16 protein-coding genes are annotated in these 15,652 nt (G+C 42.7%); all 16 read right to left on the reverse strand.

Features of this window, described 5'->3' with window-relative positions; genetic code table 11:
* Positions 1 to 36: 36 nt before the first annotated feature.
* Entirely contained in the window at positions 37 to 1,233 is a 1,197-nt protein-coding gene (locus NSS75_RS18915; protein ID WP_216393904.1) for a S1C family serine protease, read from the reverse strand.
* A gap of 78 nt (positions 1,234 to 1,311) precedes the next feature.
* The gene (swrA, locus tag NSS75_RS18920; protein ID WP_015251121.1) at positions 1,312 to 1,665 is read right to left on the reverse strand and encodes a swarming motility protein SwrAA; all 354 of its coding nucleotides are present in this window, start codon (positions 1,663 to 1,665) and stop codon (positions 1,312 to 1,314) included.
* Between the two features lie 384 nt (positions 1,666 to 2,049).
* The gene (locus NSS75_RS18925; RefSeq protein WP_339234431.1) at positions 2,050 to 3,492 is read right to left on the reverse strand and encodes a S41 family peptidase; all 1,443 of its coding nucleotides are present in this window, start codon (positions 3,490 to 3,492) and stop codon (positions 2,050 to 2,052) included.
* 142 nt (positions 3,493 to 3,634) lie between these two features.
* The gene (gene ftsX, locus NSS75_RS18930) at positions 3,635 to 4,525 is read right to left on the reverse strand and encodes a permease-like cell division protein FtsX (RefSeq protein ID WP_024123007.1); all 891 of its coding nucleotides are present in this window, start codon (positions 4,523 to 4,525) and stop codon (positions 3,635 to 3,637) included.
* Positions 4,518 to 5,204 (reverse strand): cell division ATP-binding protein FtsE, encoded by a 687-nt coding sequence (gene ftsE, locus NSS75_RS18935; protein WP_010332047.1) that lies wholly within the window; start codon positions 5,202 to 5,204, stop codon positions 4,518 to 4,520. The genes ftsX and ftsE overlap by 8 nt, the downstream gene beginning before the upstream one ends.
* Before the next feature lie 232 nt (positions 5,205 to 5,436).
* Entirely contained in the window at positions 5,437 to 5,775 is a 339-nt protein-coding gene (gene cccB / locus NSS75_RS18940) for a cytochrome c551 (protein ID WP_024123008.1), read from the reverse strand.
* 48 nt (positions 5,776 to 5,823) lie between these two features.
* Positions 5,824 to 6,669, reverse strand: coding sequence for a YitT family protein (locus NSS75_RS18945; RefSeq protein ID WP_069487008.1), 846 nt, complete (start codon positions 6,667 to 6,669; stop codon positions 5,824 to 5,826).
* Positions 6,670 to 6,840: 171 nt separating this feature from the next.
* Positions 6,841 to 7,942 (reverse strand): peptide chain release factor 2 gene (gene prfB, locus NSS75_RS18950; protein ID WP_099043490.1). Its coding sequence is split into 2 segments (ribosomal slippage): positions 6,841 to 7,869 and positions 7,871 to 7,942, totalling 1,101 coding nucleotides; the frame shifts between segments, so codons are not numbered across the junction.
* Between the two features lie 68 nt (positions 7,943 to 8,010).
* Positions 8,011 to 10,536, reverse strand: a complete 2,526-nt coding sequence (gene secA, locus NSS75_RS18955) for a preprotein translocase subunit SecA (protein ID WP_095712920.1) — start codon at positions 10,534 to 10,536, stop codon at positions 8,011 to 8,013.
* A 168-nt stretch (positions 10,537 to 10,704) separates the two neighbouring features.
* On the reverse strand, positions 10,705 to 11,274 hold the full coding sequence (hpf, locus tag NSS75_RS18960) for a ribosome hibernation promotion factor (protein ID WP_044159437.1): 570 nt from the start codon (positions 11,272 to 11,274) through the stop codon (positions 10,705 to 10,707).
* Between the two features lie 191 nt (positions 11,275 to 11,465).
* Entirely contained in the window at positions 11,466 to 11,843 is a 378-nt protein-coding gene (locus tag NSS75_RS18965) for a hypothetical protein (protein ID WP_024123013.1), read from the reverse strand.
* A gap of 9 nt (positions 11,844 to 11,852) precedes the next feature.
* Positions 11,853 to 12,194 (reverse strand): flagellar protein FliT, encoded by a 342-nt coding sequence (locus tag NSS75_RS18970; RefSeq protein ID WP_024123014.1) that lies wholly within the window; start codon positions 12,192 to 12,194, stop codon positions 11,853 to 11,855.
* Positions 12,191 to 12,592 carry a flagellar export chaperone FliS gene (gene fliS, locus NSS75_RS18975; RefSeq protein ID WP_024123015.1) on the reverse strand — a complete coding sequence of 134 codons (402 nt, stop codon included), beginning with the start codon at positions 12,590 to 12,592 and terminating at the stop codon, positions 12,191 to 12,193. Before fliS ends, NSS75_RS18970 begins: the two co-directional genes overlap by 4 nt.
* Before the next feature lie 21 nt (positions 12,593 to 12,613).
* Positions 12,614 to 14,110 (reverse strand): flagellar hook-associated protein 2, encoded by a 1,497-nt coding sequence (locus NSS75_RS18980; protein ID WP_268497401.1) that lies wholly within the window; start codon positions 14,108 to 14,110, stop codon positions 12,614 to 12,616.
* A 17-nt stretch (positions 14,111 to 14,127) separates the two neighbouring features.
* Positions 14,128 to 14,457: a flagellar protein FlaG gene (gene flaG / locus NSS75_RS18985; RefSeq protein WP_095712917.1), complete on the reverse strand. Its 330-nt coding sequence runs from the start codon at positions 14,455 to 14,457 to the stop codon at positions 14,128 to 14,130.
* Between the two features lie 230 nt (positions 14,458 to 14,687).
* Positions 14,688 to 15,542, reverse strand: coding sequence for a flagellin Hag (hag, locus tag NSS75_RS18990; RefSeq protein WP_010332058.1), 855 nt, complete (start codon positions 15,540 to 15,542; stop codon positions 14,688 to 14,690).
* Between the last annotated feature and the right edge of the window lie 110 nt (positions 15,543 to 15,652).

Genomic DNA, 15,652 nt, shown 5'->3' on the forward strand with positions numbered 1-15,652 from the left:
CGGCGCCACACAAAATATGTGGTGCCGGGCTGTTTTTTATGATCCAGGCAAAGCGGCTGCTTCATCTTCACGGTCATCCTTTACGAACAGAATGCCCAATTCATGATGTTCTCCCTCATAAGACGCACGCTGATCAAAGCGAATCTCCCCGTTCAGACCGATAATTTCAAGCTTCACATACGCACGGTTGCGCTGGAGCGCTTCATAAAAATCTGATACGTGCTTAACGGGCACGCCGTTGACTTTCGTAATAATTTCTCCGATTTTTAATTCCAAATCTTCAGCCGGTGTATTTGGTATAATGCCAAGCACCATTAAGCCTTGATCACGCTTGGAGAAATAAAACGGTGCTGCATTGTCGTTTACCCTTTGCTTCACGGACAGAAAAATACGTCCTAATACAGCCGCACAGACAGTTGCACCCGCAAGCGGCGTCCACAGCAAACTCGCAGCACCGAGAGCAGAGACAATAAGCCCGAGTATACAGACTCGCTTCGCTGTGATTCTTATACTGGTTTCAGGAAGGGAACCCTGCACCCTTTGGCCGAATCCGACAAAGTAAGGTATCCACAGAAAATGGAATGACCCTCCGGGAACAGAAAACACAGGCCACCAGCTGAGGTGTGATTCTAATCCATTGCCAGGTACAAGAATAAACAGCGGCAAAAGCCATATACGGTTTGCAAGCTGCTGACCGATCGGCAAACCGCGGCTGCTGACGACCAATCCCGGTGATGTTTTCACATGGGCAGAACGATATGCAACCGCTCCTTCAGCGATAACCAATAAACCCAAAAACACCGCCAGGGCCGGCCACATGACCGCAAAGCCTTGCGGAAACCGATCCAGAAAAGGTTCAGCCTGATTCACTTGCAGTCCAAAACCTATCAGCATACTCACACTGACGATATATGCAGCAGACATCCAGTTTGCGCGAAGAGTGAGCGCTGCCGCTGCAGTCATAACGGCAATAATCGCAAGCATACCGAGAGGAATAGAAATTCCGAGTACCCCTAAAACAATAGACAAAAGGATACCGGGAATTAACCCTTTTGTATATGTAAATTTCAGTTCATCATAAATGTCTGCTATTCTTGTATGAAAGGTTTTTCGCTCACGTTTGATCCTCACATATCCGAAAGCCAGACTTACAATGACAAAAAACCAGAATAGCGGGTGCAAAAAGAACAGGCCCGCACTTTTTAACAGTTCAAATCCCCATTGAACAGACACTATCTTTCACCGCCTCAAGCCAAACATATTACTCATATTCTATCAAATATTAAATGGCTTGGATATCCTCAGGAGGGTTTATCTCTCTTGCGTCATCCACAGCGTGACATTCGATAGTGAAAAATCCTTTAAATAATGGTTTACATCAACGTCCAATAACCCGCTGATCAGGTGCATCGACCTCTTTATATCTGTCAGATTGATTCCTAATCGTTTATGGTTTTTCATTAAGTAATTAAAATAATGCTTGGCACATTCTTCATTAATGTCATTGACCGATTCAACATTTGTGTAATTCACTAGGTACCTGCTAAACAGCATAAGAAGACTTAGTGCTTTTGTAGCTGAAAATGTTACGTCTTGTGTTCTGTCTTTTAATTGTTCCACTAATTCATAATATTTTTTTTCACGCACAATACTTGCCCTCTTCAATTGTGAACCCCCATTTTCTTTGTACAGATAAGCACGGGCCAGTATAAGCAGCAGTACTGGAGTGCTAACAAGCATTCTCGCTAACGTTTCTCTTTTAAATACCTGTAGTTCAGCTGCCATAAACCTGATTACTGTTCTTTTTAGAACCTTCTTATATTGTATGAAGTAAACAAAGACTAGGCAACTTGCAAAAGTTTCATTTTAAATGCATATTTTCTCGTTAGAAAGTCTCTCTCATATATTGATATCGGGTAATCTCGGTCCTTTATAAATGTTTATTTGTGAAAAATTTTTTAATATCTTGTCAAAAACTCAATTTTTATGTGACTTATGGATTATTTATTCATTAAGCACAAAGAAACAGGAGATGGAACACCATCTCCTTTAATTGACAAATAATGATTTAAGCGCCGTTTGAAGCTGCAAATCATTTTTTTCATCTGATTTTTTCATTTCAATTAAATGATTTATTTTCTCCGCGGTGCGATTGTCAATCACACCCGTTTTTGCGAGCTTGTTTTGATCCTGAAAGGCCAAAATCGCTTTTTTCATTTCTTTACTGAAATAGCCGTCTTCCCGACCCGGATCAAAACTGAGTCCTTTCAGCAAAACCTGTGCATGTTTCACATCTTCATTGTTCATATCAGCTTTAAGAGGCTCTTTTAGCTGCAATGGACCTGCGGAGAAATAATCAGGCTGCTTTATCGCAATGGTCGGCTTAACACCCTTCTTATGAATCCAATTCCCGTTTGGCGTCAGCCACTTGTAAAGCGTCAATTTAATATTGCTGCCGTCTCCCATCGGTACAGCTTGTTGAACAGTTCCCTTTCCGAACGACGTGTCACCTACAACATCATAATGCCCCGCTTCTTTTAATGCGCCTGCAAGAATTTCAGAAGCAGAGGCGCTCCCCTTATCTGTGATGACATTGACAGGGTATGTTTTTTTATGGGTCAATGTTGAAAAATAACGTTTTCTATCTCCATTGCGTTCAGCAATCTGAATGTACGGCTGATCCTTTGTAATGAAATGCTTAAGAATCTCTTCAACACTTTGAAGATATCCTCCCGGGTTTCCTCGAACATCCAGCACGAGGCCTTCAATTCCTTTTTTCTCAAGCTTGCCCAATGCTTTTGCAAAATCCTTCGCCGTATGCTCAGAAAAAGTAGAAATGGCAATATACCCGACAGAATGCCCTTGCACTTTTTTCTCTGAAGCAAACACCGTTTCAAGCGGAATTTCAGCTCTTTTAATGCGGAATGACAATTGCTTCTTCGTCCCGGGCCGCTGAATCTTTATTGACACGCTGGAACCTTTCTTTCCTCTTATTTTTAAGACAGCGTCATTTAAATCCTTGCCCGCCATCGATTCTCCATCAATACTGATGATTTCATCATTCGGCTTCAGCCCGGCTTTTTCCGCAGGAGATTGTTTAAATGGAGATACAATAATGATTTTGCCTTCTTCCACTCCAACCTCAGCCCCGATGCCTTCGAAAGAGGAATCAAGAGAATCAGAAAATTGCTTTGCCGTCTGCTTGTCCATATAGACGGAATAAGGATCGTTTAATGTAGACAGCATCCCTTGAATGGCTCCTTCAAGCAGCTTTTCTCTATCAACCTTTTCTACATATTCATTCGAAATCAATTCATATGCTTTTTCAATTTTATCCATAGCTGCAGCCCGATCAGAGTCAGCTTGAGCCGTTGCGGCAACAGCTGCGGCTTCCGGCTTTTCGGCTTCCAGCAGGTTCATTCCCGCATATACGCCGGCGCCTCCGAACAGCATGCTCCCCGCCGCTATCACAGCGATTATTTTTTGATTCATCCTTTACTCCTCCTGTATGCCAGACTGTCTTTGCAAAACCTAGAGATAGTATATGTAAAGGATGGAGATTTCATGTAATCATAGAAGAAAAAGAAGGCAAAAGAAAAAAGCCGCCCCGCAATCGGGATGGCTTTTCTTATGTTTATACCCGCAAAAACTTGCGGATGGAAGTCAGGCTTCCCCATACTCCAATCACTGCGCCAATTGCAATTAATACAAGCGAGACTTGGAATACAAACGGATTATATGGAAGAAGAGAGACAAATGATCCTTGAACCTTCGGAACGACCCATCCGATAACATATTGATAAGTGCTCAATACAAGCGCGATCGGAATGACTGAACCGAATACGCCGAGCAGCAATCCTTCAAGGAAAAACGGCCAGCGGATAAACCAGTTCGTCGCACCAACAAGCTTCATGATTTCAATTTCTTTTCTTCTTGCAAAAATCGTAATTTTGATGGTGTTGGAAATTAAGAACATCGCCGTAAACAATAAGCCGATAATTAACGCGATTCCGATGTTGCGGGAAACGCCGACCACTTTAAACAAACGGCTGACCTCTTCTTTTCCGTAAGTAACTTTATAAACATGATCCATTTTTTCTATCTTTTTCGCGACACTTGGCGTATCATGCGGATCGGTCGTTTTCACGACAAACGCGTCATTCAGCGGGTTTTCCTGATCCTGCATCGTCAGGGATTTTCCGCTGTCTCCAAAACTGTCAACTAACTGGTCAAGCTCTTTTTCTTTAGATGAAAAAGTGACGCTTTGAATGCCGTTCAGGTCTTTTATCTCGTTCTGCAGCTTGTCCTGTGCCTTCTTATCTGCAGTCAGATCAACCAATACCTTGATTTCGACTTCTTTTTCAGCATTCGTAGCCATGTTATTCAAATTCAGCATAATCACTAAAAACACGCCGACTAAAATCAGCGTAACGGTTACTGCACTAATGGATGCAAACGTCATCCATGTGTTTCTCCCGAGAGATTTAAAACTCTCACGCAAATGGCGCCCGAGAATTTTAATCATAAGAACCATACTCCCCTCTTGACTCATCACGCACAATGATACCATCTTCGATTGCAATGACACGTTTCTTAATGGTGTTTACGATTTCTTTATTATGTGTCGCCATTACGACTGTTGTTCCGCGGTTATTAATCTCCTCCAGCGTCTTCATGACTTCCCAAGACGTATCCGGATCAAGGTTTCCCGTAGGTTCATCTGCAATGACAACATCAGGGCTGTTCACAATTGATCTGGCTATAGAGACACGCTGCTGCTCCCCGCCTGAAAGCTGGTCAGGGAATTGTCTCGCTTTATGCTTCAGCTGCACCAAATCAAGCACTTCAAGCACCCGTTTTTTAATGACAGACGGCTGTTCTCCAATTACTTCAAGGGCAAAAGCCACATTCTCAAACACAGTAAGTTTCGGGAGAAGCTTGAAGTCCTGGAAGACTACACCTATTTTACGCCGCACGAAAGGAATCTCTTTTTCTTTAACCGATGCGAGATCTTTATGATTGAGTAAAATTTGCCCTTTTGTCGGCTTTTCTTCTCTGTATATCATTTTAATAAAAGTAGATTTACCCGCTCCGCTCGGTCCGACAACATAAACAAACTCTCCGGGATGAATGGTAACTGAAATCCCGTTTAGCGCCTTTACACCGTTCGGATAGGCTTTGTATACTTCTTTCATCTCTATCATGAAATCACCTAATCTTTTATATCATTTTATGTCGCACGGTCATACTCTTCGAAAGCATTCGACAGTTTATGACCCATTCATTTGTAAAAAGATGAAAAATCTGAAAGTTTGATTTTCAACACACTTCATTATACGTCAAATTTAGACATAATACTATTACAGTTTCTTTTCATTCATCATGATTTCGGCATAAAAAAATCCTTGCCTGAATCGCGGCAAAGATTTTCTCCTCTTACTTTTTCTCTGACAGCCATTTGGCAATTGAAGCGGCTTCCTTATCATCTACAAGCCCCTTCGGCATATTGCCCCGTCCGTTTTTAATAATGCTTTCAATTTTTTCTTCGTCGTATTTGCCTCCAACCTCTTGGAGATTAGGTCCTGACACACCTTCTAAATCCTTGCCGTGGCAGCCTACACAGCTCTGCTGATATAATTCTTCCCCTTCTGACGCAGAGGCTTCTGTTTTGCTGCCGTTGTCTGTCTTCTCTTCTTTTGCATCGTTAGAACCGCAGGCAGCCAGCAGGGCAGAAATGGCAAATACAAGCATTAGTATCGATAGTTTTGATTTCATGTTGAGAAGCACAACTCCTTTACGATCTCTTCCATATTATAACCCCGTTTAAGCGCGTTTGAAACCCTCGCCCAGCACCTCGCTTGCATCTGCTACAATCACAAAAGCAGTCTCATCAATCTGTTTGACGATTTGTTTCAATTTCGTGAATTCAGTTTGGCCAACCACACACATTAAAATCGGCCGTTCATCGTCAGTATATCCGCCGACTGCAGAAATTTTCGTAACGCCTCTGTCAATTTTTTTAAAAACAGCTTCCTTCACGGCCTGTTCCTGTTTTGTAATGATAAGCGCCATTTTAGAGCGGTTGAAGCCGACTTGGACGACATCAATGGTTTTGCTTGATACATACACCCCAAGCATGGCATACAGCCCCTGCTCTATATTAAATACGATCATCGCCGTAACAACAATCAAACCGTCAATGATCGCGAGACAGGTCCCTAATGAGAGACCTGTGTACTTATGAATGATTTGAGCCGCTAATGCCGTTCCCCCGGTTGATCCTTTGCCTAAGTACACAATGCCGATTCCAATCCCGATGCCGACGCCGCCAAAAATCGCCGCCAGAAGCTCATGATGTGTAGCAGGCTGAATGTCTCTCGTCAAAAACACGACAAGAGGCAAAAAGACAGAACCCGCGAGTGTCTTGAGTCCAAATTTACCGCCAAGCAAAATGATACCGGCTATAAATAAGGGAATATTAATGATCCACTGCACATAGGCCGCTTCAAAACCATATGACTGTAAAATGGTACTGATCCCGCTGACACCGCCTGCGGCTATTTTGTTAGGAAGCAGAAAGACATTAAAGGACACTGCTGTAATTGCTGCCCCTATCAGTATGTATACATAATCCCTTATAACCCGAAAACTTTTATTCCGTACATCCATCATTACAACCTTCCTCCGTTTCTTCCTATGCTCTCCGATAGCATTTTAATCCTTCCCCGATTAGATGTAAATAACACCCAAACACAGTGGTAATATGCTAAAGCAGCAGTGAAAGCAAGGATATGCAGGCAATAAAAAAACACACCTGTAGACACCAGGTGTGTTTCCTGCTTATGAAAGTTTAGAACGAAGGTATGCGTCAATAAATACGTCAATATCTCCGTCCATTACGGCTTGAACGTTACCCATTTCTGTATTGGTCCGATGGTCTTTTACCATGGAATACGGATGGAATACGTAAGAGCGGATTTGGCTTCCCCAGCCGATCTCTTTTTGCTCACCGCGAATTTCGTCCAGCTCGGCCTGCTGTTCTTCAATTCTGCGCTGATACAGCTTTGCCTTCAGCATTTTCATCGCTCTTTCACGGTTTTTAATTTGTGAACGTTCTGTTTGACATGTCACAACCACGTTTGTCGGCAAGTGGGTAATCCGAACAGCTGAGTCTGTCGTGTTGACGTGCTGTCCGCCTGCTCCGCTTGCACGGTACGTATCAACTTTAATATCCTCCGTACGGATATCAATATCGATCTCATCGTTGAATTCAGGCATAACTTCACAAGATACGAATGAAGTGTGGCGGCGGCCTGATGAATCAAACGGAGAAATCCGCACGAGACGATGGACGCCTTTTTCCGCCTTGATATATCCATAAGCGTTGTGCCCTTTAATCAGTAATGTGACTGACTTAATACCGGCTTCATCACCAGGAAGGTAATCGAGCGTTTCCACTTTAAAGCCGCGGCGCTCAGCCCATCTGGTGTACATTCTGAGAAGCATAGAGCCCCAATCCTGTGACTCAGTACCGCCCGCACCCGGATGCAGCTCCAAAATTGCGTTGTTTTTATCATACGGCTCACTGAGAAGAAGCTGAAGCTCAAACTCATTGAACTCCTTCGTTAAAGCCTTTAGCTCTTTTTCAAGCTCAAGCTGAAGATCTTGATCCGGCTCTTCTTTCAGAAGGTCATGAGTCATTTGCAGTTCTTCATGGGATTCATTCAATTTTTTATAGGAATTGACATAATCCTTTAAACCATTTGCTTCATTGATGACCGTTTGAGCTTTCTGCTGATCATTCCAGAATTCCGGATCAGCCATTTGCTCATCTAGCTCAGCAATGCGGGTCTCCTTTGATTCGAGGTCAAAGAGACCCCCTAAAGTCCGCTAAACGAGAAGCCATATTTTCGAGCTCAACTCTGATTTCTGATAATTCCATTCCATTCACCTCATTAAAAGATCCGCGGGCGCTCAAGGCGCCGCGGTCAGCAAACTTGCCCGAACGAACTATTCAGTCCGGCCGCAGCAATTTTTATATTTTTTTCCGCTTCCGCAGTGGCATGGCGCATTTCGGCCGATATCAACCACTTTACGAACCGGCGCTTTCTTTGCTTTTTTGTTTTCATCGCCTTCTTGCGGCTGATGAGCCGTGGTTTGGCCTTGTACAACCTCTTCACGCTCCAGATTATTTTCAATCTCAGCCTTCATCACAAATTTGGCAACCTCGTCCTCGATGGATTCAATCATATGCTCAAACATCGCAAAGCCTTCCATTTGATACTCACGCAGCGGATTTGTTTGCGCGTAAGCACGAAGGTGAATCCCTTGGCGAAGCTGATCCATTGCGTCGATATGATCCATCCATTTTGAATCGACGGCGCGAAGCACGATGACTTTCTCAAATTCGCGCATTTGTTCTTCGCCGAATTTTTCCTCTTTGTCATTATATTTGGTCTTGATGCGATCCATAATGAGCTCAAGCATTTCATCCGGCTCTTTGCCGAAGATGTCGCTCTTTTCAAGCGCGCCTTCGTCAAGGTAAGCCGTGTTAACAAGCTCAACAAGACCGTCAAGCTTCCACTCCTCAGGAAGCTCTTCTCTTGGTGTATAGGCCGCAATTGCCCGCTCGAGAGAAGATTTGATCATATTTTCTACGATTTCACGCAGGTTTTCAGAGTCGATGACTTCGAAACGCTGCTTATAGATAACCTCACGCTGCTGGCGAAGAACATCATCATATTGGAGAAGCTGTTTACGTGAATCGAAGTTATTTCCTTCAACGCGTTTTTGAGATGATTCAACCGCGCGGGATACCATTTTGCTTTGAATCGGAGTGGAGTCATCCATACCAAAACGGTCAAGCATTGCCATTGTCCGCTCAGCACCAAATCTGCGCATCAATTCATCTTCCATAGAAAGATAAAATTGTGTGATCCCCGGATCACCCTGACGTCCTGAACGTCCTCGCAGCTGATTGTCAATCCGGCGTGATTCATGGCGTTCCGTTCCGACAACGGCTAGTCCGCCAAGCTCTTTTACTCCTTCGCCAAGCTTAATGTCTGTTCCGCGCCCCGCCATGTTTGTCGCAATCGTCACAGCGCCTTTTTGACCGGCCTCTTCAATGATTTGCGCTTCTCGCTCATGGTTTTTGGCGTTTAATACCTGATGCGGGATACCCTTGTTTTTGAGCAGCTTTGAAATCAATTCAGACGTTTCAACCGCAACTGTACCGACAAGAACGGGCTGTCCTGTCATATATCGCTGGGCAACATCTTCTGCAACGGCCTTAAACTTCCCTTCCATTGAACGGTAAATTAAATCAGGACGGTCATCACGAACAACCGGCTGGTTTGTCGGAATCGTCACAACCTGCATGTTGTAGATGTTACGGAACTCCTCTTCCTCTGTTTTAGCCGTACCCGTCATACCGGCCAGCTTTTCATACATCCGGAAGTAGTTTTGGAACGTAATCGTCGCCAAGGTCATGCTCTCATTTTGAATTTCAAGCCCTTCCTTCGCTTCGATCGCCTGGTGAAGCCCTTCGCTGTAGCGGCGGCCTTTCATTAAACGACCCGTGAAAGAGTCAACGATGACAACCTGACCGTCTTCTACTACGTAATCAACATCCTTCTGCATGGCAACGTGCGCTTTTAAGGACTGGTTGATATGGTGGTTGAGCGCCACATTTTTCACATCAAACAGGTTGTCGATGCCGAACGCTTTTTCAGCCTTTGTCATTCCTTCTTCTGTGAGCTGTACACCTTTTGTTTTCACATCATACGTATAGTCTTTTTCTGCTTTTAACGTGCGTACAAAAGCATTTGCCTGTACGTACAGTTTTGTCGATTTTGCAGCCTGTCCTGAAATGATAAGCGGTGTTCTCGCTTCATCAATCAAAATAGAGTCGACTTCATCAATTACCGCAAAATGAAGCGGACGCTGCACCATTTGCTCTTTATAAAGAACCATGTTGTCTCGCAAATAGTCGAAGCCGAGCTCGTTGTTTGTAGAATAAGTGATGTCAGCCGCATAAGCTTCCCTTTTTTCATCTTTCGACATTGAGTTCAAATTCAGTCCGACAGTTAAGCCGAGAAACTCGAAAATTTTCCCCATTTGCTCTGCGTCACGGCTCGCCAAGTATTCATTGACTGTCACGACGTGCACGCCTTTTCCAGATAAGGCATTTAAATAAACAGGCAGAGTAGACGTTAATGTTTTACCTTCCCCTGTTTTCATCTCCGCGATATTTCCGTCATGAAGAGCCACGCCCCCCATAAGCTGGACTTTAAACGGGAACATGCCGGTTACGCGGCGAGAAGCTTCCCGAACCACTGCGAATGCTTCAACAAGTAGATCATCAGTTGTCGCCCCTTTTTCAAGGCGCTCTTTAAATTCAATTGTTTTATGTTTCAGCGCATCATCTGAGAGATTTTCATAGTCTCCCCGAATCGCATCAATATCGTTAGCTATTTTTTCGTATCTATTCAGCGTACGTTTTGTTGGATCAAACATTTTATTTAAAATTCCAAGCATTTATAACGCTCCTCTATCATCACATGCCTGTTTGACAAGCATGTATAAATAATTTACTAGTCCATGTATACCTCTCATTATCATATCATACCTTCTCTTATTTCCAAAGAATTTGCAAATAAGAAAAAACAAAAACCTTCCGCGAAAATCACGGAAGGCTGCTCTTCATTATTCAGTCGGTTCAATCAGGCCATATTTCCCGTCATTTCTGCGGTACACGACGTTTGTAAGGTTTGTTTCCGCATTTGTGAAAACAAAGAAGTTATGGCCGAGCATATTCATTTGCAAGATCGCTTCTTCATTATCCATCGGCTTTAAATTAAAGCGCTTCTGACGGACGATTTCTAAGCTTTCATCTTCTTCTATTTCGTCCTGAACCGCAATATCTGTATCAGAGCCGAGGCCGTTTGCCACTGAAGATTTCGGAAGGCCCTGCTCACGGAATTTGCGGTTTACTTTTGTTTTATGCTTACGGATTTGACGTTCCAGCTTGTTTGTAGCGAGATCAATTGCATTGTACATATCCTCGTTATGCACTTCAGACCGAAGCGCCAGATCTGTCATCGGAATCGTAACCTCAACCTTGGACTCCTTGTCATTGTAAAACTTCAAGTTGACGTTCACATCGGCATTTACACTATGCTCAAAATAACGCTCCAGCTTGCCGATCTTCTTCTCGACATGATCCTTTAACGCGGGTGTCACTTCAATATTTTCTCCTCTGATGTTATAGTTCATCAAAGAACGCCTCCCTTTTATTAAGGATATGTATCTATTTCTCCTTTACCCTTTACAATTCCTGCTGAAACGTAAACCTTTTGTGAAAATTCAGTGAACTTTGTCGAATTATGCCGTTTTATGCTAATGTTTCTATGGTTACGGGAGGTATATGTATATGCTGGCAATAAGAAAAAATGCCTTACACAAAGTCAATTGATCACAAAGGGCTCCATACATCGATGAATGGACAGCATCCATTTCCTATAGTGAATCAGAAAATGTCCTTTTAAATACTCGCAGAATTCATGAGAGGGGAATGAGAAAGAAACCAATTGATCAAATTCTGCAAAAATCTCGTCAAAAGCCTTAACGCATACTTCTGCGCACCGTGTGTTCATCACGAAAAGAAGAGTTGAATGGGTTGAATCCAAATAAAAAAAGGCTTGGATCAGATCTTGGTAGATCCGATCCCCTTCTGTTTTTGATAAATTCTGTTCCGCCTCTATCAAATAGCACAGCCCTTCCTCAATTGTAAAAAGAAGATGATAATAAGCTGATAAAAGCGTATAATCCTCAATGCTCTTCAAGGCACTCACCTATTTACGCTTGTCATAATATCTGCCGTCAATCGTGATGTTGTTATAAGGATTTAAATACGTCGTATGCATCGCACGTTTTCTTTTCACCTGCTGAAGTTCTGCTGCGATTGACTGCTTCAGTCTTTCCATTTCCTTCACAATAAGCTGATCCCATGTCAAGACAAGCTTCATCTGCTTTCGCTCTTCTTCTGAAAGCGGCAGAGATATCCCCTGAATAAGTTCAGACCGTTTAGACACAAAGTCTTCAATTTGCTTTAAAAGTTCATCGCTTTCCGGTGTATTTTGTATGTGTGACAGCATACTCTCCGTCTCAGTGTATAGTTGATCTATGTTTTTCATGCGATCCCGCCTGATCCGTGCCGGTCCTTCCGTTCACTTTGCATGGCTTGTTTCCAAGCATCGCGAAAATCTTTTACATAGCCCTCTACCTCAGCCAGCATGCTCGTATCATTTTTGATATTTGCCTGTACCAATCTTCGATACATATAATCGTACATCGCACCCATTGAACCGGAAAGCTCTATGTTGCGGTTAAGTGTACCATTTAATTCCTGAATGATATTTTGCGCTTTAATCAGATTTTCATTTTTACCTTCCATATCATTATTCTCAATGGCCTGAGATGCAAGTTTTATAAATTTCAAACAGCCATTATACAGCATAAGGGTCAGCTCCCCGGGCGTAGCGGTATTCACTGAATTTTGCTGATAAGCTGCATAAGGATTTTGGATCGCCATGTGTCATCCTCCAAATTACATTTATTGTACAAGTAGCTGTGATAAATAGGACGCTTGTTCGTTCATTTTTTGAATCGCAGAATCCATTGCACTGAATTTTGTATAATAGCGGTTTTCTATGGTATTCAATCGGTCCTGCATTTTGGTGATATCAGTGCTGATCGTGTTTAAATTTTTACCGATTGAGTAGTCACTGGTTCCCATTGTCGAGTTGCCGGCTTTTGCTTCAATGCTTTTCACTGTGCTTTTCAGTGTGTCGCCGATACGTTTCATAATCCCCTTATCACTATAGGCACTGCTGTTCGTTCCGTTTGTAAATAAGGCGGCAACACTTTGCGGATCTCCTTGTATTTTTGCTTTCAGTTTATCTTCATTAATCTCTAAATGGCCCCGCAATTGATAAGCACTTGAGGTTGTGATGCCAAATTCAGTTAATTGATAGGTTTTCCCATCCGCATTAACTTGAGTATAAAAATCAGTCCGCATTTGGTTCGTGCCGGTGCTGATGCTGGAATCATTTCTCAGCAAACCGCTTTTTGCCTTCTTCTCCCAGAGTTCTACCTCTTTATCAGACATTGCTTCTTTTTGTTCACTCGTCAGCGGAGTATAATCTCTGTATTTTTCTTCCTGAAGCTTTTCATTCAGGCTGTCAACCAATTCATTGTATTTATCTACAAACTCTTTAATTTGGTTATAAATCCCGTCTACATCAGTAGAAACAGATGTGGTAACAGGGCCTGTGGCTGCAGTTGTATTTTTGATCGAGTAGGTAACGCCATTAACCGTAAAGTTGTTTGTCAGCTTCTCCATTTCAAAACCATTAATTGTGACCTTTGCATTTGTTCCTTCTTTGTAAGCAGTGAGCTTATTTTCAGCGTCTAAAGAAAAACCAAGCTGACCGGACATAAAGTCGGATGTAGCAGAGTCTGCTGCCTGTATGCTGCCTCCTGCACCTGTTGCTTTAGAAGAAAACGCAATCGTTTCAACATACTCTGTACCGTTCCATATTTTATCTTTAAATGCTGATACTCCTAAATCTGAACTGTTAAGTTTAGAAATCACATTATCAATGGTATCGGCGCTCGTCACACTGATGTTCACTGTTTTTGCTGTTGTTTCTCCAGGCGCCACAACGTTAAATGCCAAATTATAATCGCCTTGTGTGTATCCCGTATAATTATTTGCCTTATACGTTGCTGCAGTTGCCAAACTCGCTACTTCAACAGTAGAAGACGAGTTTGGCGCACTTGCGCTTCCTGTAGCAGTTAACACAGACTCATTGGAGCTGGTCACAGCTTTGCTCTGATACGTGCTCGGATATGTCAACGTATTTTTAGACATATAATCTTGTAATTCTTTTATTTTTGAGTTGACTTCACGATAGCTGTCACGCTGCCATTCTAGCGTCTGTTTTTTTTGAGTCAGCTTATCAAGCGGCGCTCTTTCTGTTTGCATCAGCTTTGATACGATATCATCTATATCCATTCCTGACGCAAGACCTGTTATTCTCGTGACCATTTCAAACCACTCCTCATCTACTTTTTTTCATCTACAAATAACCCAAGAAATTCAGTCATAGCCGCATAAAAATCAAGCCACCGTTTCGGCGGAATCTCGCGGACGACTTCATTTGTAGAGTCCTCTATTACTTTTACATAGTATTCTTTTAACTTCTCATGGAGCTCAAACTTCAGGTGAACTTGCGAAGGTTCCAAAAGCTTGTTCATTTCCCCTACCATTTCAGCAAGATTGGTATATGAAACTTGATGAACAGGAACCTCACTCTCATGATCTTTCTGATTATGTATTTGAGTATCATAACGATCCCAAACAGGTTGTAACGTAGTGAGTCTTTCAATGTTCAATTGATCATCCCCTATGTCCCAATCTATCGTTTATATCGACTAAGTCGAGATAAGATTACACATATTTATGGAAAAAAACTCATCTGTTTTAGAATTCTTGTTTGGAAATACTTTTATAGGTTAGTGGAGAATCCGATTATTATATCACGAGTTATAGACAGCCAGGGGGGAAGATTTGGAGTTAGGAATATAAAAAAAGACCCCGGCAAACGCCAAGGTCTTTTTCAAAATTAACGTAACAATTGAAGTACGTTTTGAGGCTGTTGGTTCGCTTGAGCGAGCATAGCTTGAGAAGCTTGAGAAAGAATGTTGTTCTTTGTGAACTCGCTCATCTCTTTAGCCATGTCAACGTCACGGATACGAGACTCAGCAGCTGTCAGGTTTTCACCAGAAGCGCCTAAGTTGTTGATTGTATGCTCAAGACGGTTTTGTACCGCACCTAGTTTTGAACGTTGAGTTGAAACATTGTTAATAGCAGTATCAATTAAACCAAGTTGTGTATCAAATGCAGTTGCATCAGTTTCGAATGCAGTAACATCGATACCGTCAATTCCTAGTCCAGTTGCACTCATATCTCCGATATTAACTGAAAGCTGTTGCCCTGCGTTTGCACCAATTTGGAATGTTAATTTGTTAGTTGCAAAGTCGCCATTAAGAAGCTTCTTACCGTTAAATTCAGTTCTGTCAGAGATACCTTTACTTCCACCTGTCATACCACCAACTTCTTCAAGTAGAGATTTGATCTCTTCTTGGATAGCACCTAAGTCTGTACCATCTTGAGTACCAGTATTGTTTGCTTGTACTGCAAGCTCACGAACACGTTGAAGGATAGAGTGAGTTTCAGTCAATGCACCCTCAGCTGTTTGGATAAGAGAGATTCCGTCTTGAGAGTTTTTAGAAGCCATTTCAAGACCTCTGATTTGTCCTCTCATTTTTTCTGAGATTGCTAGACCTGCTGCGTCATCTCCCGCACGGTTGATGCGAAGACCTGAAGAAAGCTTCTCCATGTTCTTTTGGCTAGCACCGTTGTTTGAAGACAAGCGGTTCAGTGTGTTAAGCGCTGCGATATTGTGGTTAATTCTCATTGTTTTGTTCCTCCCTGAATATGTTTTTAGGCACGTCCTTGTGCCTCATTTTTTATAACTGGCGGAGTCTCTAGCGCCTCCTCCCGGCTACATCATTAATATCGGATTGT

This window comes from Bacillus sp. FSL K6-1012 (assembly GCF_037964915.1).
Classification (GTDB): Bacteria; Bacillota; Bacilli; order Bacillales; family Bacillaceae; genus Bacillus; species Bacillus halotolerans.